An 18,012-nucleotide genomic window follows, 5' to 3' on the forward strand; every position below is an offset into this window, starting at 1 on the left:
TCACAGAGCGGCGAACGCCGGCGTCCCGTAAACGGGTCCGCCGGCGTTCACTCAGTACTCGTTCACCACTGGGGCGGCGGGCCACCCTGCTGCGGGGGCTGGCCGTAGCCGCCTCCCGGCGGCGGGCCGCCGAAGCCCTGCTGCTGGGGCGGCTGACCGAAGCCGCCCGGCGGCTGGCCGAAGCCCTGCTGGGGCTGGCCGAAGCCCTGCTGCGGCGGCTGGCCGAAGCCACCACCGGGCGGGCCACCGAAGCCACCAGGACCACCGGGGCCGCCCAACACGGACTCGCCGCCGAGGAACTTCTTGGTCTGCGGGAGGTACCCGAGCGCACCGATGCCGCCGACGATGATGCCGCCGATGAGCCCCCACACCGCGCTGGTCGGCGTGCTCGTCGGGACCCGCTCGTCGATGCCGCCGAACAGGATCAACTCGAAGATCGCGAAGACCAGCATCAGCGCGCCGCTGGCCACCAGCACGAGCGTCGCCAGCTTGTGCTTGAGGTAGATCAGCACCCCGCCGCCGATGGCGCCGATCCCGCCGAGCAGCATCCCGATCGAGCACAGCCAGATCATCCCCGGCGCCGGCAGGCCGAACTCGTCGCGCGCCTGCTCGGGGATCGCGTCATAGGCGTCGGAGTATTCACCGATGTCGCCGAGGTCGACCAGCAGGAAAATGGTCGTGAGCAGGCCGAGCAGCGCGGCGACGCCGGCCAGGCCCCACGAGATCATCTGGGTGTTCTGCCCCTGCCCGCCGAACGACGGGCCGGCGCCGAGGCCGGTCTGCTGGGCGAAGCCGCCGGGCGGCTGGCCGTAACCCGGCTGCTGGCCGAAGCCCTGCTGCTGGGGCAGCTGACCGAACTGCTGCGGCTGGCCGTAGCCGGGCGGCGGCTGCTGGGGCTGGCCGAAGCCCTGCTGGGGCGGCTGGCCGAACTGCTGCTGGGGCGGCTGGCCGAAACCACCCGGCTGCCCGGGGAACCCACCGGGCGGCGAGGCGTCCGCGCCGGGCGGCGGCGCGTAGGGCGGCTGCTGCGGCGGCATCGAGCCGGGCGGCACCATCTGTGTCGCGCCGGCGTCCGACCCCGGCTGCTGGCCGTACTGACCTGGCTGTACGACCTGGGTGGCACCCGAGTCGGGCACGGCGGGTGGCTGCTGACCGGGCTGGATCGCCTGGGTGCGCTCCACACCGTCGGCGCCTGGTTGGCCGCCCGGTTGGACGACCTGCGTCGGACCAGGGCTGGCGAGCGCCGGGTTCTGCGGGTCCTGCCCGGGCTGCTGCTCACCTTCCCCGTGTTGCGGTGCCTGGCCGCCCTGCCATGGCTGGTTCGGCGGCTGCGGAGAGCTCATCGGGTTCCAACCCCTTCAGAATTGTCAAGTTGTGTTCGGGCCAACGCTAGTGCATCCAAACGGGGGACATGCGGCAACGGGTCTGGTCCAACAATCGCCGTTACCGACCGGCCAGAAATCCGAGCAGGTCATGGCGGGTGACCACGCCTGCCGGCTTGCCGTCCATCAGCACCAGCGCGCCGTCTGCCTCGGCGAGTGCCTGCATCGCGGCGGTGACCTGTTCACCAGCGCCGATCGTCGGCAGCGGCGGCGACATGTGCATGTCGAGCCGGTCGGCCAGGTTCGCCTTGCCGGTGAACAGCGCCTCGAGCAGGTCGCGCTCGTTGACCGCGCCGACCACCTCCGCGGCCATCACCGGCGGCTCGGCGTTGACCACCGGCATCTGGCTGACGGAGAACTCGCGCAGGTAGGCGACCGCGTCCGCGACCGTCTCGGTCGGGTGCGCGTGCACCAGGTCGGGCATCAGGCCGCCGGTCCCCTTGCGGCGCAGCACGTCGCCGACGGTCGCGCCGGAGTGCTCCGGGGGCAGGAAGCCGTAGGAGGCCATCCAGTCGTCGTTGAACACCTTCGACAGGTAGCCCCGGCCGCCGTCGGGCAGCAGCACGACCACCACGTCGTCCTTGTCCAGGCGCCTGGCCAGCCGGATGGCCGCGGCCGCCGCCATCCCGCACGAGCCGCCGACCAGCAGGCCCTCCTCGCGGGCGAGCCTGCGGGTGACCTCGAAGGACTCGCCGTCGGAGACCGCGATGATCTCGTCGGCGACCGACCGGTCGTAGGTCTGCGGCCAGAAGTCCTCGCCGACGCCCTCGACCAGGTACGGCCGGCCGGTGCCGCCGGAGTACACCGAGCCCTCCGGGTCGGCGCCGACGATCCGCACCCGGCCGTCGGACACCTCCTTGAGGTAACGGCCGGTGCCCGAGATGGTGCCGCCGGTGCCAACGCCGGCGACGAAGTGGGTCACCCGGCCCTCGGTCTGCCGCCAGATCTCCGGGCCGGTGGCGTGGTAGTGGCTCTCCGGGTTGTTCGGGTTGGAGTACTGGTCGGGCTTCCACGCGCCCTCGATCTCGGTGACCAGCCGGTCGGAGACGTTGTAGTAGGAGTCCGGGTGCTCCGGGGCGACCGCCGTCGGGCACACCACGACCTCGGCGCCGTAGGCCTTGAGGGTGTTGCGCTTGTCCTCGCTGACCTTGTCCGGGCACACGAACACGCAGCGGTAGCCCCGCCGCTGGGCGACCATGGCCAGCCCGACCCCGGTGTTTCCGCTGGTCGGCTCGACGATGACGCCGCCTGGCCGCAACTCGCCGGCGGCTTCGGCCGCCTCGATCATGCGCAGCGCGATCCGATCCTTCACACTGCCGCCAGGGTTGAAGTACTCCACCTTGGCCAGCACGGTCGCGGACACCCCCTCGGCCAGCGAGTTCAACTTCACCAGCGGCGTGTTGCCGACCAGATCCATGACGTGTTCGACGTACTCCACCTGCACTCCTTGTCAACGATCGTGTCCCCCGGCACGCCGCGAGCGTAGCCCGGCCGCGATAGCACGGCCTGACCAGTTCTGCCCAGCCAACTCGAGCCAACCTTGAGTGAGCCGCCAGTGACAAGGAACACACTTCAATCGAGCGTCGATCCGGCGTCGCGGCGTCGTCGGCGTACGCGATGTACGGGGAACCGGTGGTTCACTGGACGTTATAGGGAGGACGGCGTTGGCAGGAGTGCGGATGCTCAGAGCACTGGGCCTGATCGCCGGTTCGGTCGGCGGACTGTCCGGTGCGGCGATCAGTTTGCTCAATGGCCAGTCGAAGAAGGCACGCACGATCATCGGCAAGTCCCGTGCGCTGCCGCTCAACGCTGACGGCGGATACCTACCGGACGGTAGCGGTCCGGTCACCGAGGACCTCGACGACACGCTGTCGTTCGCGGTGCTCGGCGACTCCCTGGCCGCCGGCCTCGGCTCCGAGACCACCACCCAACTGCCCGGCGTGCTGCTGGCCAAGGGACTCGCCGAGGAGGCCGGCCGGCCGGTGCGCCTGACCACCCACGCGGTCAGCGGATCGCGCACCTCCGACCTGGACGAACAGGTCGACGTCGCGCTGATCGACCCGCCGGACCTCGCCCTGGTGATCATCGGCGGCAACGACGTGACCAGCAAGATGCGGATCGGCACGTCGGCGATGGTGCTGGCCAAGCAGGTGCGCAGGCTGCTGCGCACCGGCAGCACGGTCGTCGTCGGCACCTGCCCGGACCTGGACATCATCCAGCCGATCCCCCAGCCGCTGCGGTCGATCGCGTCGCGCTGGGGCCTGGCGCTGGCCAGGGCGCAGCGACGGGAGCTGGAGCGCCTCGACGGGGTGTCCACGGTGTCCATCGCCGCGCTGCTGACCCCGGAGTTCCTCCGCCGGCCAGACGAGCTGTTCAGCGACGACCGCTTCCATCCCAGCGGCGCCGGCTACGAGCTGGCCGCGGAAATGCTGCTGGCCCCGTTGTGTGATGCTGCCGGCTTGTTGGGGAGCGGACACCTTACTCACGCGTAACCTCCCTGCCAGGGCATCACTGACAAGGGAGTTACGCCATGCCAGACGCGGTCATCGTTTCCGCGGCCCGGTCGCCGATCGGCCGTGCCGGCAAGGGTTCGCTCGTGGACATCAGGCCAGACGATCTCGCCACCCAGATCGTGCGGGCGGCGTTGGACAAGGTGCCGGAACTGGACCCGACCCAGATCGACGACCTCATGCTCGGCTGCGGGCTGCCCGGCGGTGAGCAGGGCTTCAACATGGGCCGCGCGATCGCCGTCGAGCTCGGCTACGACTTCCTGCCCGGCTGCACGGTGACCAGGTACTGCGCGTCCAGCCTGCAGACCACCAGGATGGCGTTGCACGCGATCAAGGCGGGCGAGGGCTCGGTGTTCGTCAGCGCCGGGGTGGAGACGGTGTCCCGCTACGAGTACGGCAGCGCCGACAGCTGGCCGAACACGCACAACCCGCTGTTCGCCGACGCCGAGGCGCGGACCGTCGCCTCGGCCACCGAGGGCGCCACCGAATGGCACGACCCGCGCCAGGACGGCGCGGTGCCCGACGTCTACATCGCGATGGGCCAGACGGCCGAGAACCTGGCCCAGCTCAAGGGCGTGACCAGGGAGGACATGGACCACTTCGGCGTCCGGTCGCAGAACCGGGCCGAGGAGGCGATCAAGGCCGGCTTCTGGGCCAGGGAGATCACCCCGGTCACCCTGCCCGACGGCAGCGTGGTGGACACCGACGACGGCCCCCGGCCGGGCGTGAACTACGAGAAGACCGCGACGCTCAAGCCGGTGTTCCGGCCCAACGGCCGGATCACCGCCGGCAACTGCTGTCCGCTCAACGACGGCGCCGCGGCGCTGGTGATCATGAGCTCGGACAGGGCGGCGGAGCTCGGCGTGACGCCGCTGGCGCGGATCGTGGCCACCGGGGTGTCCGGGCTGTCGCCGGAGATCATGGGCCTCGGCCCGGTGGAGGCGTCGAAGCGGGCGCTGGCGCTGGCCGGGATGACCATCGACGACATCGACCTGGTGGAGATCAACGAGGCGTTCGCCGCCCAGGTGATCCCCTCCTACCGCGACCTGAACATCGACATCGACAAGCTGAACGTGAACGGCGGCGCGATCGCGGTCGGCCACCCGTTCGGCATGACCGGCGCCCGGATCGCGACCACGCTGATCAACTCCCTGCAGTGGCACGACAAGCAGTTCGGCCTGGAGACCATGTGCGTCGGCGGCGGCCAGGGCATGGCGATGATCCTGGAGCGGCTCAGCTAGCGGTGCGCTGCCCGGCGGATCCCGGCGCGGATCCGCCGGCGTGCGCCAGCGCGCTCGGGGACGCGCACCCGACGATGGCCGGCGCCTCGCGTACCAGCGTGTCGTCGGTGAGCGCGGCCACCATGAACAGCGCGAAGTCCACCCGCCTGGTCAGGTTGCTGGCCAGGACCGGGTCGCCGACGTGCCGGCTCCACACCGGCAGGCCCTGGCTCGCGCCCTCCTCCAGGTCGCTGCCGCGCACGACCGTCCAGCGGCGGTCGCTGGCGAAGATCCGCTGGCAGGCCGCCACCTGGTCGTCGATGTCGACCGCGCGCACGAGGCGGGCCAGCCGGGTGGCGACCCGCACGGCCAGCCGGAACTTCCAGGAGTACTGGTCGAGGCCGTCGCGGGTGATGTGCCAGCCGCAGGAGAAGACCAGCCGCGCGCCGGGCTCGGCGTGGTCGAGGACCGCCCGCGCCGTGCCGGACGAGTACTGCCGCACGCCCCAGGGCACCAGCACGGTCAGCACGCCGTCGCAGCCGGCGACCGCCTCGCGGATCACCTCGCGGTCGTCGGTCTGCCCGGCGACGATCGTGATCCGGTCGGCGAGCGCGGCCAGCTTGTCGACGCTGCGTTCGCGGCACACGCCGACGACCTCGTAGCCCTGGTCCAGCGCGTGCCGGACCAGGTACTGCCCGAGCTTGCCCGACGCGCCGACGACACAGGCCTTCCTGATCTGGTCAGTGCTCATGTCCCACTCCTTAACTTACGTTGTAAGTCACGCTACGCTTACACTGTAAGTTCCGTCAACGGGCAGTGAGAACGGGCAGTGGGGACGTCAGATGACCGAGCGGCGCAAGCGGACGCCACTGAGCCGGGAGCGGGTGGTCACCGCGGCGATCGCGCTCGCCGACGAGAAGGGCCAGGCCGGGGTCACCATGCGGGCCATCGCCACCCGGCTCGGCGTCGAGGCGATGTCGCTGTACAACCACGTCGCCGGTCGCGAGGGCGTGCTCGACGGGATGGTCGACGCGGTGTTCGGCGAGATCGACCTGCCCGGCGCCACGACGGACTGGCGGGCGGCCATGCGGGACCGGGCGGCCTCGGCGCGCGCGGTGCTGGCGCGCCATCCGTGGGCGGTCGGGCTGCTGGACTCCCGCCGCCGGCCCGGCCAGGCGACCCTGCGCCACCACGACGCCGTCCTCGGCGCCCTGCGCGCGGGCGGCTTCTCCGTCGCGCTGGCCGCGCACGCGTTCTCGGTGATCGACAGCTATCTGTACGGGTTCGTCATCCAGGAGGTGAGCCTGCCGTTCAGCGACCGCGCCGAGCTCGACGAGGTCGCCGGCGACATCCTGGCCGGCCTGCCGGCCGACACCTACCCACACCTCGCCGAGATCATCACCGAGCACGCGCTCACGCCCGGCTACGACCACGCCGACGAGTTCGGGTTCGGCCTGTCACTGATCCTCGACGCGCTACACCCCGACGAGGCTGGCTAGACGCTGGGCGCCATCCTGGTGGCGGCGGTGATCATGCGGTCGAAGGCGTCGCCGTCCCTCGGGTCGTACAGGCCGGCCAGCAGCTTGAGCACCAGCTTCATCAGCGTGGTCCTCGGCAGGCCGTACTTCGTCGCGGTGCGCATCACCAGCGGGTTGCCGATCAGCTTGCTGAAGATGTTGCCCAGCCGGTAGTAGCTGCCGAGCGCCTGCTTCATGGCCAGCGGGTACCCGGCGAGCGCGCGCTCGCGCGACGGGCCCTCCGGCCGGGCGAGGGCCTGCACAACGCACTCCGCGGCCAGCTTCGCCGACTCCATCGCGTACCCGATGCCCTCGCCGTTGAACGGGTTGACCATCCCGCCGGCATCGCCGACCAGCAGCATCCCGCGCGCGTAGTGCGGCACCCGGTTGAAGCCCATCGGCAGCGCGGCGCCGCCGATCTTGCCGGTCGCGTTGTGCTCGCGGAAACCCCACTCCTCCGGCGTGCCGTCCAGCCAGGCCCGCATCAGCGCCCGGTAGTCGGTCTTGCCGAAGGCCTTGGACGTGGACAGGATGCCCAGGCCCACGTTGACCGTGCCGTCGCCCATGCCGAAGATCCAGCCGTAGCCGGGCAGCAGCCGGGGATCGGCCGGGTCGGACTTGTCCCACAGCTCCAGGTGCGACTCGAGGAAGTCGTCCTTGCTGCGTGGCGAGGCGTAGTACCGCCGCACGGCCACGCCCATCGGCCTGCTCTCGATCTTCTCCAGCCCCACCGACAGCGCCAGCCGCGCGGACACCCCGTCGCACGCGAGCACGATCGGCGCCCGGTAGCTGACCGGCGCCCGGTCGGGGCCGACCTTGGCGGTCACGCCGATGACCCGGCCGTCCCGGTCGTCGGTGATCGCGCCGGTGACGGTGGTCTGTTCGAGCAGCCGCGCACCGGCCCGCGACGCGGTCTTGGCCAGCATCTCGTCGAAGTCCTGGCGGGTGCGGACCACGCCGTATGGCGGGAAGGTCGCCAGGTCCGGCCAGTCCAGCTCCATGGTCACGCCGCCGCCGACCACCCGCAGGCCCTTGTTGTGCAGCCAGCCGGCCTCCTCGCGGGTGTCGATGCCGAGGTCGATGAGCTGCTTGACCCCGCGTGGGGTCAGCCCGTCACCGCAGACCTTCTCGCGGGGGAAGGTGCTCTTCTCCAGCAGCAGCACGTCCAGCCCCGCACGGGCGAGGTAGGTCGCCGCGGTCGACCCGGCAGGACCGGCCCCGACCACGATGACCTCGGCGTCCTCCGCTGCTTTGCGTCGGCTCGGGGTTCCCATCCGGCGGCTCCTCGGCAACAGGGCTTGTGAAAACGTTCACGAACGAGCTCATTCTATCGGCCGGCAGAACCACCGGTACGTGCCGAAACAGACAGCCAGTGATCAACGACACCTAGGTAACATCGAACGAGCTATGCCTGGGGGCGACATGGCGAGTCCGGAACCGGCGCGAACCCTGCCACTGCTCGGCCCGACCGCGGCGTCATCGACGCTGGTCGCGGCCTCCTGCCTGGCCGCGGTGCTCGACGCGTGGGCCACCTGGAACCACCGCGACGTCGCCACGGCCTACGACGCCGGCATGCCCGGGATCGGCGTGGCCGACCTCACCAGCGCGGACTCCACCGAACGCACCGTGGACGCGCTGTTCGTGATCACGATGATCGCCACCGCGGTGGCGCTGCTGGTCTGGCTGTCCCGATTACGCGCGAACGCCCGGCTGCGGGGCCGGGTCGGGCACCGCGCGCCGCGCGCGCTGGCGGTCGGCTGCTGGCTGGCGCTCACCCTGTTCGCCACCGCGACCACCCTGCTGTCCGGCGCGAACGCCACCGCCGCCGAGCTGACGACGCTGGCGTGGGTCAACTCGGTCGGCGCGGGCGCGCTGTGGGTGGCCGGCGTGCCGCTGGTCCTGGTGGTCCGGCAGACCATGCACCGGATCTCCCTGGAAACGGATCGCCCCGGCCAAGCGATGCGTGAGTGACCGACCACTCACCAGGAGCAGCGCGTGTCCCTGAACCAACCCCGGTTACCCGTCGAGATCCCGTCGAGCGGACAGCAGCGCGGACTCGGGATCGCCGCGGTCGCCCTGATCGCGCTCACCTGTGTGGTGAGCGTGCTCGAAGCCGTGACGACCTGGAACGGGTACGGCTTGGCCGAGGACTACCTCGCCGGCGGCACCGGCGTCACCGGCACCGATCTGGTCGACGCCGACGACCTGACGCTCACCATCGGCCGCGTCCTGCTGTTCGTCGGGTTGCTCACCCCGGTGGTGTTCCTGGCGTGGCTGTGGCGAGCGCGGCAGAACGCGGAGCTGATCAACCGGCAGGCGCAGGACCTCGCTCGCGGGTGGACGATCGGCGGCTGGTTCGTCCCGGTCATCAACCTCTGGTACCCGTACCGGATCGTGTACGACATCTGGCGGGTGAGCCACCCCGGCGGCGTACTGGTGTCGAACCACCTGGTGCGCTGGTGGTGGACCAGCTGGATCCTCACCTGGCTCGGATCGGTGTGGCTGCGGGCCGCGTCGCGGCAGGAGGGCGATCTGGACGCGCTGTGGAACGTCACCCTCGCCAACACCGCCACCACGGTGTTCCACTGCCTGGCCGGGGGGTTCGTGATCGTGCTGATCCGGCAGATCACCGCGTGGCAGGCGGCTCCTCGGCCGGCGTGACCGCCTCGAGCGGCGCGGTGGGTTTGGTGGCCCGGTGCAGGGCCACCACGCCCATGGTGAGGTTCAGCCACTCGACGTCCTGCCAGCCGGCCTCGGCGATCAGCTCGCCGAGCGTGCGCTGGTCGTGCCAGTCGCGCATCGACTCGGCGAGGTAGCTGTACGCCTCGCGGTTGGAGGAGAACGGGCTGGTGATCCTGGGCAGCAGCCGCAGCACGACGTGGTGGTGCAGCCAGCGGATCAGCCGCCACGGCGGCTGGGACACCTCACAGATGACCAGCCGGCCGCCAGGGCGCACCACCCGGCACATCTCGCGCAGCGCGGCGACCGTGTCGTTCATGTTCCGCAGGCCGAAGGACACCGTGACCGCGTCGAACGCGCCGGTGGCGAAGGGCAGGTGGAACGCGTCCGCGGCGACCTTGGGCACCTCGCGGTGCGCGCCGCTGCGCAGCATGCCGAGGGAGAAGTCGGCGGCCACGCACCAGGCGCCGGATCTGGAGTACTCCACGGTCGACACCGCGGTGCCGGCGGCCAGGTCGAGGATGCGGTCGCGCGGCGTGGCATCGAGGACACGGCGGGTCAGCCAACGCCAGCGCCGGTCGAACCCCAGCGTCATCACCGAGTTCGTCCGGTCGTAGCCCTGCGCCACGTCGTCGAACATCTCGGCCACGTCGCGAGGGTCCTTGTCCAGGCCAGCACGAGACATGGGCCAGACCCTACGGCAACCGTTATGCGGCCAGCATCGCGGCGCTGACCTGGTCGTAGTGGCCGAGCAACTCCCCGCACACCGCCGACCAGGTACGGGACAGCACGGACTCGCGGGCGGCCAGGCCGATCCGGCGGCGCAGCCCGCGACTGCGCAGTCGCTCCACAGTGGACCAGAGTTCGCCGGCGAAGCGGTGGTCGTGGTACGGCTCGATCAGGAACCCGGTCCGGCCGGACTCGATCAGGTCCTGTGGCCCGCCCGAGTTCGGCGCGATGACCGGCAACCCGGAGGCCATCGCCTCCTGCGCGGCCTGGCAGAAGGTCTCGTGCGGTCCGGTGTGGACGAACACGTCCAGGCTGGCGTACGCGGTGGCCAGCTCCTGCCCGGTGCGGAAGCCGAGGAACGCGGCGTCGGGCAGCAGCCTGCGCAGCTCCGGTTCCTCCGGGCCGTCGCCGACCACGACCACCCGCACGCCGGGCAGCCCGTGCAGGGTGGCCAGTCGCTGGACCTGCTTCTCCGGCGCGAGCCTGCCGACGTAGCCGACGAGCAGTTCCCCGCGCGGGGCCAGCCGTTCACGCAGGCGCAGGTCGGCGTGCCATGGCGCGAACTGCTCCTGGTCGACGCCCCGGGCCCACAGGTGCACCCGGGGCACGCCGTGGTCGGTCAGCGCGCGGACCGAGGCGAGCGAGGGCGCCAGTGTGCGGTCCGCGGCGCTGTGCAGCCTGCGGATCCACCGCCAGGCCGTGCCCGCGCCGTGGCGCAGGCCGCACGCGGCGGCGAACCCGGCGACATCGGTCTGGTAGACCGCGACGGTCGGCACGCCGAGCCGTCTGGCCGAGCGCAACCCGGCGATGCCGAGCACGAACGGCGAGGCCAGATGCACGACGTCGGGCGCGAACTCGGCCAGCGCGGCGTGCACTCTTGGCGACGGCATGCCGATGGGCAGGGCGGTGATCATCGGCAGGTCGATGGCCCGGACCCGGCGGACGGGAGCGTGCAGGTAGCGCTCCGGGCCGGCCATGCCGGGGGCGATGACCAGCGCCTCGTGGCCGTGGGCGTGGAGGTGTTCGATGACGCGGAGGACCGAGTTGGTCACGCCGTTCACCTGCGGCAGGAAACTCTCGGTGACGATGGCGACGCGCACGTCCGTACGGTGACAACCCGGGCTGCCGGGAGCAGAACGCCGACATGGCCACCGCGCGAACGTTGCCGGAACGCTTGCCGCTTCAGGCGTCGTAGTCGACCGTGATGGTCGGTGAGCGCGGCATCGACTGGCAGGTGAGCACGAAGCCGGCGTCCAGCTCGTGTTGTTCCAGCGCGTAGTTGCGACGCATCTCCACCTCGCCGCTGACCAGCCGCGCCCGGCAGGTGCCGCACACCCCGCCCTTGCAGGCGAACGGCAGGTCGGCGCGCACCCGCTGCGCGGCGTCCAGGATCGGCAGGTCCGCCGGCAGCGTCAGCGTGGTCTCCCGGCCGTCGAGCACCACCGTCACCGTCGCCGCCGGTCCCTCCACTGTGGACTCATCGGCGCGCTTGACCTCCGGCGGCGGTTCGTCCACATAGAACAGTTCGCGGCGCACCCGGTCGGCCGGCACACCGTGCGCGGCCAGCGCGGCCTGCGCGTCGGTGAGCATGCCGAACGGGCCACACAGCCACCAGCGGTCGACATCCACCGTCGGCACGATCGTGCCGAGCAGCCTGGTCAACCGCTCGGCGTCCAGCCGCCCGGAGAACAGCTCGACCGCGCGCGGCTCGCGGGAAAGCACGTGCACCAACTGGAACCGGTCGGTGTAGCGGTCCTTGAGGTCGGCCAGCTCGTCGCCGAACATCACCGTGTCCGACCGGCGGTTCCCGTACAGCAACGTCACCCGACTGTCCTCATCGGACCGCAGCAGCGAGCTGACGATCGAGAGCACCGGCGTGATCCCCGATCCGGCCGCGACGAACACGTGCTGGGCGCCCCGCCGCTCCGCGTCCGGGGTGAACCTGCCCTGCGGCGGCAGCACCTCGAGCAGGTCGCCCGGCCGCACCGAGTCCACCAGCCTGCTGGAGAACAGCCCGCCGGCCACCCGGCGCACCCCGATCCTCGGCGCGGCCTCCGGTGGCGCACAGATCGAGTACGACCGGCGCTCCTCCACCCCGTCCACGTCCTGGCGCAGCGTGAGGTACTGCCCTGCCTGGAAGGCAAAGGTCCTGGCCAGCTCGGCGGGCACGGCGAAGGTGACCGCGACCGCGTCCTCGCAGAGGCGGTCGACCCGGGAGACCGGGAGCTGGTGGAACGTCCGGCTGCTCATCTACAGCTCCTTGACGTGCTCGAACGGTTCCCGGCAGGACTCGCAGCGGCGCAACGCCTTGCACGCGGTCGCGGAGAAGCGGGACAGCTCGGTGGTCTTGGCGCAGCCGCAGCGCGGACACTGGACCTGGCTCGGCGGCGGGGTCAGGTTCAGCGGCACCGGGCCGGCCGCGCGCGGGCCGATCCGGGCCGGCGGCGCGATGCCGTGCTCAGCGAGCTTGCGGCGACCGGCGTCGCTGATCCAGTCGGTGGTCCAGGCCGGCGCGAGCACGGTGCGCACCTCGACGTCCCGGTAGCCGGCCGCGGCGAGTTGAGTCCGCAGGTCGTCGCGCATCTCCTCGATGGCCGGGCAGCCGGAGTAGGTGGGCGTGATGGTGACCACGACCCGGCCGCCGGACTCGGTCACCTCACGCAGCACGCCGAGGTCGGCGAGGGTGAGCACGGGCAGCTCGGGGTCGAGCACGCGCTCGGCCACCGCACGCGCCGAGCCGGTCACCAGACGGCTCCGGGCAGCGTGCGGGCCAGGTGCTGCATCTCGGCCAGCAGGTAGCCGAACGCCTCAGTGTGCACGCCGTCGCGGCCCGCGCGGCCGGCGACCTTGGCCAGCGGCGGAATGTCCGGACGGGACAGGTCGGCGGCGGCCAGCACGGTGTCCAGCACCTCATCGACCTCCGGCCGCACGGTCGACGGGTCGACGGCGACCGCGGGCAGGGCCAGCTCGACCGGGTGCTGGCCGAACAGCTCGTCGACCACCGGCCAGACCGTGGCCAGGCCGGCGATCATCCGCTCCCGGGAGTAGTCGGTGCCGCCGGCCAGGCGCAGCGTCCACTGGGCGGCGTGGTCGCGGTGGTAGGCCAGCTCCTTGACGCCCTTGGCGGCGATGGCGGCCAGCACCGGGTCGCTGGAGTGCGCGAGCTGGGTCAGCACCGCCAGGCGCCAGGACGAGAACACCAGCAGCCGGGCGATCGTGGTGGCGAAGTCGCCGCCGGGGCCGGGGCCGCAGTCCAGCTCGACCAGCCGGACGTTGCGGAACTCGTGCTCGTCGCGCAGGTAGGCCAGCGCGTCCTCGTCCCGGCCAGCGCCCTCGACCTCGCCAGCGCGGGCGAGCAACAGCCTGGCCTGGCCGAGCAGGTCCAGCGCGATGTTGGCGAGCGCGACGTCCTCCTCCAGCTCCGGCGCGCGCGAGCACCACTCGGACAGCCGCTGGGACAGGATCAGCGCGTCGTCGGCCAGCATCAGGCAGTAGGCCGACAAGTCCACAGTGGACACATCGGTCGGCACCGCGCGGTCCACACCGGACAGTGGATCGTCGAACCCGGTGCCGAACGCCCAGTTGCCGTCGTCCCCGGACTCCTCGGTGAGCGCGTCGTACGCGTTGTCGAAGCTCATGAGGGCCTCACAGGTGCGGTACGTCGTCGGGGATCGAGTAGAACGTGGGGTGGCGGTAGACCTTGTCCCCTGCCGGCGCGAAGAACGGGTCCTTCTCGTCCGGCGAGGACGCGGTGATCGCCACGGCGGGCACCACCCAGATGCTCACGCCCTCGTTGCGCCGGGTGTACAGGTCCCTGGCGTTGCGCAGGGCCATCTCGTCGTCCGGCGCGTGCAGCGAGCCGACGTGCACGTGGTTGAGCCCGCGCTTGCCGCGCACGAACACCTCGTAGAGCGGCCATGCCGACCTCGGCCCGGTCATGCGACCTCCTGTGACTCGGCCTGCTTGGCGGCGTACTCCGCGGCCGCCTCGCGTACCCACGCGCCGTCCTCGTGGGCCGCGCGCCGGTGGCTGATCCGCTGCCGGTTGCACGGCCCGTCCCCGCCGACGACCTGCCAGAACTCCGCCCAGTCCAGCTCGCCGAAGTCGTGGTGGCCGCGCTCGGGGTTCCAGCGCAGCTCCTGGTCGGGCAGCGTCACGCCGAGCGCGGCGGCCTGCGGCACGGTCATGTCGACGAACCTCTGCCGCAGCTCGTCGTTGGTGTGCCGCTTGATCCGCCAGGCCATCGACTGGGCGGTGTTGGCCGACTCCCCGTCGGCGGGGCCGAACATCATCAGCGACGGCCACCACCAGCGGTCGACCGCGTCCTGGACCATCCGCCGCTGCGCTTCGGTGCCGCGCATCATGGTCATCAGCAGCTCGTAGCCCTGCCGCTGATGGAAGGACTCCTCCTTGCAGATCCGGATCATCGCCCGCGCATAGGGGCCGTAGGAGGTCCGGCACAGCGGCACCTGGTTGACGATCGCCGCGCCGTCCACCAGCCAGCCGACCACCCCGACGTCGGCGAAGGTCAGCGTCGGGTAGTTGAAGATCGAGGAGTACTTCTGCCGGCCCTCGATCAGCTTGGTGGTCAGCTCCTCACGGTCGGCGCCGAGGGTCTCGGTGGCCGCGTACAGGTACAGCCCGTGCCCGGCCTCGTCCTGCACCTTGGCCAGCAGGATCGCCTTGCGCCGCAGCGAGGGGGCGCGGCTGATCCAGTTCGCCTCCGGCTGCATGCCGATGATCTCGGAGTGCGCGTGCTGGGCGATCTGGCGGATCAGCGTCCTGCGGTAGCCGTCGGGCATCCAGTCCCTCGGCTCGATGCGCTGCTCCGCGCCGACGGTCTGGTCGAACTCACGCTCCAGTTCAGCGTCCACGGGCCGATGTTACACGTTGACTGTTACACGTTGACGCTGGATTTTCAGACTGGTGTTACATCCCGCAGTGGACGCCGCAGCGCCCACACCGACGGGATCAGCACCGCCCAGACCGCCAGGATGGTCAGCCCGACCGGCAGCAGGGTGAGCACCGCGCCCCGGCCGGCCACCCGGACCAACTCCGGGTCGTCCTGCCGGAACTCGACCTCGACCACGTCGCCGACCTCGAGGTCGGCCGGGTAGAGCACGCCGGTCTGCGGGATGTGCTCTGCCCCGTCCGGGGTGTAGAAGCGGACCAGGGTGCGGCTGAAGGTGTCGTCGAGCACCTCGGCGTTGACCACGACGAGGTCCCCGTCGATGGCGATGTCCTCGGTCCACGCGGCGACCGCGAGCACCACGCCGAGGAAGGTGACGATCCCGCCGAAGGCCAGCAGCGACCGCGCGACGATCCGCCGGACCAGCCGGCGTCGAGCATCGGTCCCCTGCCCCACCACGTCGGCGAGCCTAGCCGGTGGCCGTGGCACGCATCCTGGCTGGCGCACCACTACTGGATTAACCCAGTTGGATTACACCTTTCGCCGGGTTCTTTGGATATGCACATTACGTAGGATCGCGCTCGCGTTGAGAATCACTCTTTCGAGTGATCTGCGCTTTCGGAGCGATCCATGGAGGACGCGTTGCAACGAAGAATTCTCGTCGGCCTGACGAGTGTCGCCGTGGCGGCGGCCGGGCTGGCGGTACTGGGACCGGCCGCGCAGGCGGCACCCACCCCGGCAGACCAGGTCAGCGCCCCCGGCGTGGACGACCTGCCGAGCCCGGCCGAGCAGAAACGGCGGGCGCTGCGCGAGGAGGCACTGTCCGATGTGCTCTCCGGGGAGCGCACGACGGAGAAACGCGGCTCGAGCACCGTGGTGAACATGGGCGAGAAACCGGGGCCGAACACCGGGCGGTCGGCCAGGGCCGGCAAGGTCGACCAGTACGTCGAGCTGTCCAGGGAGAAGACGGACAGCATCTTCGTCGTGCTGGTCGAGTTCGGCGACGAGCGACACCCGTCCTACCCCGACCAGGACACCGCGCCGAACGTGCCGGGACCGGTGACCTACGACGGGCCGCTGCACAACCAGATCCCCGAACCCGACCGCACGGTCGACAACTCCACGATCTGGCAGCCGAACTACGACCGCCAGCACTTCACGGACCTGTACTTCTCCGATGACCCGACCGTGGACTCGGTCGCGAACTACTACGAGAAGCAGTCCTCCGGCCGCTACTCGGTGCAGGGCACCGTGTCCGACTGGGTCAAGGTCAACTACAACCAGGCCCGCTACGGCCGGTCCAACGGCTACCCGTGCACCGGCAACGTGTGCAACAACTCGTACAACCTGGTGCAGGACGGCGTGAACCAGTGGTTCGCCGACCAGGTCGCGGCCGGTAAGACCCCCGAGCAGGTCAAGCAGGAGCTCGCGCGCTACGACGTGTGGGACCGCGGCGACTTCGACGGCGACGGCAACTTCGACGAGCCCGACGGCTACCTCGACCACTTCCAGATCGTGCACGCCGGTGGCGACCAGGCCGACGGTGACCCGGTGTACGGCGAGGACGCGCTGTGGAGCCACCGCGCGTTCGCCTTCAGCAACACCACCTCCGGCCCGGACGGCAACCTCCAGGGCGGCACCGAGATCGGTGACACCGGACTGTGGGTCGGCGACTACACCATGCAGCCGGAGAACGGCGGCATCGGCGTGTTCGCGCACGAGTACGGCCACGACCTCGGCCTGCCGGACCTGTACGACTACTCCGGCGGCGGCGCGAACCACATCAACTGGTGGTCGCTGATGGCCCAGCAGCGGGTGTCCGGGCCGGGCGAGGTGCTCGGCAGCCGGGTCAACGACATGGACCCGTGGTCCAAGCTGCAGATGGGCTGGCTGGACTACGAGGTCGCGGTGGCCGGGCAGACCAGGACCCTGGAGCTCGGGCCACACGAGTACAACTCCGCCAAGCCGCAGGGCCTGGTCGTGGTGCTGCCGGACAAGGAGGTCGAGTTCCAGTACGGCGAGCCGGCCGCCGGGGAGAACCAGTGGTGGTCGACCAAGGGCGACGACCTGGACACCACGATGACCAGGACCGTCGACCTGACCGGCGCGTCCACCGCGTCACTCGACCTGCAGGCCAGGTACCAGATCGAGGTGGACTTCGACTACCTGTACGTGCAGGCCTCCACCGACGACGGCGCCACCTGGACCTCGCTGGACGGCACGCTGGACGGCGCGCCGTTCCCGCGCGACGCCGACGGCCAGCCCGCGTTGACCGGCACGTCGGAGGACGCGTGGGTCGACATGAGCGTGCCGCTTGACCAGTTCGCCGGCTCGTCGGTGCAGCTGCGGTTCCGGTACATGACCGACGGCGCGTGGGTGGAGAACGGCTTCTTCGCCGACGAGATCAGCGTGACCGCCGACGGGCAGCCGCTGTTCACCGACGGCGCCGAGGACGGGGCGAACGGGTGGACGCTGGACGGGTTCCGGCCGACACGCGCGGTGGAGACCGAGCTGTTCGACAACTTCTACATCGCGTCGAACCGCACCTACGAGTCCTACGACCAGTACATGGAGACCGGGCCGTACAACATCGGTGACCCCACCAAGCCGGACTGGGTGGAGCACTTCCCCTACGAGACCGGGCTGCACGTCTGGTACTGGGACACCTCCCAGTCGGACAACAACACCAGCCAGCACCCCGGCCAGGGCCTCGCGCTGCCGGTCGACGCCCACCCGGCGCCGATCTACAACCTCGAGGGACAGATGTGGCGGGAGCGGATCGCGGGCTACGACGCGCCGTTCTCGGTGGCCAAGGCGGACTCGTTCACGCTGCACGTGAACGGGAAGCCGAGCTACGTCCGTGGGCAGGCGGCGGTGCCGCTGTTCGATGACCGGAAGAAGTACTGGTACGAGGAGCAGCCGTTCTCCGGCGTCAAGCTCCCCGCCACCGGCACGACCCTGAAGGTCCTCGCCGAACAGGGAACCTCGCTGAAGGTCCGCCTCGGCACCCGGTAAAACCTCTTACAGCACAAGGAAAGCGGGCCTCCCACGTTTCGTGGGAGGCCC

Annotated in this window: 18 protein-coding genes; 6 read left to right on the top strand and 12 right to left on the bottom strand. The window is 70.8% G+C overall.

Annotation, left to right across the window (positions count from 1 at the left end):
• Positions 1–62: 62 nt before the first annotated feature.
• Positions 63–1,343 carry a hypothetical protein gene (locus ACYVIP_RS28770; protein WP_460401878.1) on the bottom strand — a complete coding sequence of 427 codons (1,281 nt, stop codon included), beginning with the start codon at positions 1,341–1,343 and terminating at the stop codon, positions 63–65.
• Between the two features lie 100 nt (positions 1,344–1,443).
• Positions 1,444–2,820: a cystathionine beta-synthase gene (locus ACYVIP_RS28775; protein WP_460401880.1), complete on the bottom strand. Its 1,377-nt coding sequence runs from the start codon at positions 2,818–2,820 to the stop codon at positions 1,444–1,446.
• A 241-nt stretch (positions 2,821–3,061) separates the two neighbouring features.
• Between ACYVIP_RS28775 and ACYVIP_RS28780 the strand changes: the two genes are divergently transcribed.
• The gene (locus ACYVIP_RS28780; RefSeq protein ID WP_460401882.1) at positions 3,062–3,874 is read left to right on the top strand and encodes an SGNH/GDSL hydrolase family protein; all 813 of its coding nucleotides are present in this window, start codon (positions 3,062–3,064) and stop codon (positions 3,872–3,874) included.
• 38 nt (positions 3,875–3,912) lie between these two features.
• The gene (locus ACYVIP_RS28785; RefSeq protein WP_460401884.1) at positions 3,913–5,133 is read left to right on the top strand and encodes an acetyl-CoA C-acetyltransferase; all 1,221 of its coding nucleotides are present in this window, start codon (positions 3,913–3,915) and stop codon (positions 5,131–5,133) included.
• Here ACYVIP_RS28785 and ACYVIP_RS28790 read toward each other — a convergent pair.
• The gene (locus tag ACYVIP_RS28790; RefSeq protein ID WP_460401886.1) at positions 5,126–5,863 is read right to left on the bottom strand and encodes an NAD(P)-dependent oxidoreductase; all 738 of its coding nucleotides are present in this window, start codon (positions 5,861–5,863) and stop codon (positions 5,126–5,128) included. The two genes, ACYVIP_RS28785 and ACYVIP_RS28790, sit on opposite strands and share 8 nt — an antisense overlap.
• A gap of 91 nt (positions 5,864–5,954) precedes the next feature.
• On the opposite strand from ACYVIP_RS28790, the gene ACYVIP_RS28795 reads away from it, so the two are divergent.
• The gene (locus ACYVIP_RS28795) at positions 5,955–6,611 is read left to right on the top strand and encodes a TetR/AcrR family transcriptional regulator C-terminal domain-containing protein (protein ID WP_460401888.1); all 657 of its coding nucleotides are present in this window, start codon (positions 5,955–5,957) and stop codon (positions 6,609–6,611) included.
• Here ACYVIP_RS28795 and ACYVIP_RS28800 read toward each other — a convergent pair.
• Positions 6,608–7,903: a geranylgeranyl reductase family protein gene (locus ACYVIP_RS28800; protein WP_460401890.1), complete on the bottom strand. Its 1,296-nt coding sequence runs from the start codon at positions 7,901–7,903 to the stop codon at positions 6,608–6,610. The genes ACYVIP_RS28795 and ACYVIP_RS28800 overlap by 4 nt on opposite strands.
• A gap of 148 nt (positions 7,904–8,051) precedes the next feature.
• Here ACYVIP_RS28800 and ACYVIP_RS28805 point away from each other — a divergent pair, with 148 nt between their 5' ends.
• Together ACYVIP_RS28805 and ACYVIP_RS28810 are read left to right on the top strand one after the other, a co-directional pair.
• Positions 8,052–8,600: a DUF4328 domain-containing protein gene (locus ACYVIP_RS28805; protein ID WP_460401892.1), complete on the top strand. Its 549-nt coding sequence runs from the start codon at positions 8,052–8,054 to the stop codon at positions 8,598–8,600.
• 24 nt (positions 8,601–8,624) lie between these two features.
• Positions 8,625–9,290, top strand: a complete 666-nt coding sequence (locus ACYVIP_RS28810) for a DUF4328 domain-containing protein (protein ID WP_460401894.1) — start codon at positions 8,625–8,627, stop codon at positions 9,288–9,290.
• Here ACYVIP_RS28810 and ACYVIP_RS28815 read toward each other — a convergent pair.
• The 8 genes from ACYVIP_RS28815 to ACYVIP_RS28850 all read right to left on the bottom strand — a co-directional run bounded on the left by ACYVIP_RS28815 (position 9,256) and on the right by ACYVIP_RS28850 (position 15,405).
• Positions 9,256–9,993, bottom strand: a complete 738-nt coding sequence (locus ACYVIP_RS28815; RefSeq protein ID WP_460401896.1) for a demethylmenaquinone methyltransferase — start codon at positions 9,991–9,993, stop codon at positions 9,256–9,258. The genes ACYVIP_RS28810 and ACYVIP_RS28815 overlap by 35 nt on opposite strands.
• Before the next feature lie 22 nt (positions 9,994–10,015).
• Positions 10,016–11,137 (bottom strand): glycosyltransferase family 4 protein, encoded by a 1,122-nt coding sequence (locus ACYVIP_RS28820; protein WP_460401898.1) that lies wholly within the window; start codon positions 11,135–11,137, stop codon positions 10,016–10,018.
• Between the two features lie 82 nt (positions 11,138–11,219).
• A complete protein-coding gene (paaE, locus tag ACYVIP_RS28825) occupies positions 11,220–12,287 on the bottom strand; it encodes a 1,2-phenylacetyl-CoA epoxidase subunit PaaE (RefSeq protein WP_460401900.1) in 1,068 nt (355 codons plus the stop codon).
• A complete protein-coding gene (paaD, locus tag ACYVIP_RS28830; protein WP_460401902.1) occupies positions 12,288–12,782 on the bottom strand; it encodes a 1,2-phenylacetyl-CoA epoxidase subunit PaaD in 495 nt (164 codons plus the stop codon).
• Positions 12,779–13,675: a 1,2-phenylacetyl-CoA epoxidase subunit PaaC gene (paaC, locus tag ACYVIP_RS28835; protein WP_460401904.1), complete on the bottom strand. Its 897-nt coding sequence runs from the start codon at positions 13,673–13,675 to the stop codon at positions 12,779–12,781. Before paaC ends, paaD begins: the two co-directional genes overlap by 4 nt.
• Positions 13,676–13,682: 7 nt before the next feature.
• On the bottom strand, positions 13,683–13,976 hold the full coding sequence (gene paaB / locus ACYVIP_RS28840; protein WP_460401906.1) for a 1,2-phenylacetyl-CoA epoxidase subunit PaaB: 294 nt from the start codon (positions 13,974–13,976) through the stop codon (positions 13,683–13,685).
• Complete coding sequence (gene paaA / locus ACYVIP_RS28845) at positions 13,973–14,911, bottom strand: 1,2-phenylacetyl-CoA epoxidase subunit PaaA (RefSeq protein ID WP_460401908.1); 939 nt, start codon at positions 14,909–14,911, stop codon at positions 13,973–13,975. Before paaA ends, paaB begins: the two co-directional genes overlap by 4 nt.
• A gap of 44 nt (positions 14,912–14,955) precedes the next feature.
• Complete coding sequence (locus ACYVIP_RS28850) at positions 14,956–15,405, bottom strand: DUF3592 domain-containing protein (RefSeq protein WP_460401910.1); 450 nt, start codon at positions 15,403–15,405, stop codon at positions 14,956–14,958.
• A gap of 171 nt (positions 15,406–15,576) precedes the next feature.
• On the opposite strand from ACYVIP_RS28850, the gene ACYVIP_RS28855 reads away from it, so the two are divergent.
• Positions 15,577–17,961 (top strand): immune inhibitor A domain-containing protein, encoded by a 2,385-nt coding sequence (locus ACYVIP_RS28855; RefSeq protein ID WP_460401912.1) that lies wholly within the window; start codon positions 15,577–15,579, stop codon positions 17,959–17,961.
• Positions 17,962–18,012 lie beyond the last annotated feature (51 nt).

Source organism: Actinophytocola sediminis (genome assembly GCF_054779715.1).

Bases quoted from the DNA above. Each gene is read 5' to 3' on its own strand.
- ACYVIP_RS28770 (WP_460401878.1), bottom strand. From the start codon at position 1,343: ATGAGCTCTCCGCAGCCGCCGAACCAGCCATGGCAGGGCGGCCAGGCA.
- ACYVIP_RS28780 (WP_460401882.1), top strand. From the start codon at position 3,062: ATGCTCAGAGCACTGGGCCTGATCGCCGGTTCGGTCGGCGGACTGTCC.
- ACYVIP_RS28785 (WP_460401884.1), top strand. From the start codon at position 3,913: ATGCCAGACGCGGTCATCGTTTCCGCGGCCCGGTCGCCGATCGGCCGT.
- ACYVIP_RS28790 (WP_460401886.1), bottom strand. From the start codon at position 5,863: ATGAGCACTGACCAGATCAGGAAGGCCTGTGTCGTCGGCGCGTCGGGC.
- ACYVIP_RS28795 (WP_460401888.1), top strand. From the start codon at position 5,955: ATGACCGAGCGGCGCAAGCGGACGCCACTGAGCCGGGAGCGGGTGGTC.
- ACYVIP_RS28800 (WP_460401890.1), bottom strand. From the start codon at position 7,903: ATGGGAACCCCGAGCCGACGCAAAGCAGCGGAGGACGCCGAGGTCATC.
- ACYVIP_RS28805 (WP_460401892.1), top strand. From the start codon at position 8,052: ATGGCGAGTCCGGAACCGGCGCGAACCCTGCCACTGCTCGGCCCGACC.
- ACYVIP_RS28815 (WP_460401896.1), bottom strand. From the start codon at position 9,993: ATGTCTCGTGCTGGCCTGGACAAGGACCCTCGCGACGTGGCCGAGATG.
- paaE (WP_460401900.1), bottom strand. From the start codon at position 12,287: ATGAGCAGCCGGACGTTCCACCAGCTCCCGGTCTCCCGGGTCGACCGC.
- paaC (WP_460401904.1), bottom strand. From the start codon at position 13,675: ATGAGCTTCGACAACGCGTACGACGCGCTCACCGAGGAGTCCGGGGAC.
- paaB (WP_460401906.1), bottom strand. From the start codon at position 13,976: ATGACCGGGCCGAGGTCGGCATGGCCGCTCTACGAGGTGTTCGTGCGC.
- ACYVIP_RS28855 (WP_460401912.1), top strand. From the start codon at position 15,577: ATGGAGGACGCGTTGCAACGAAGAATTCTCGTCGGCCTGACGAGTGTC.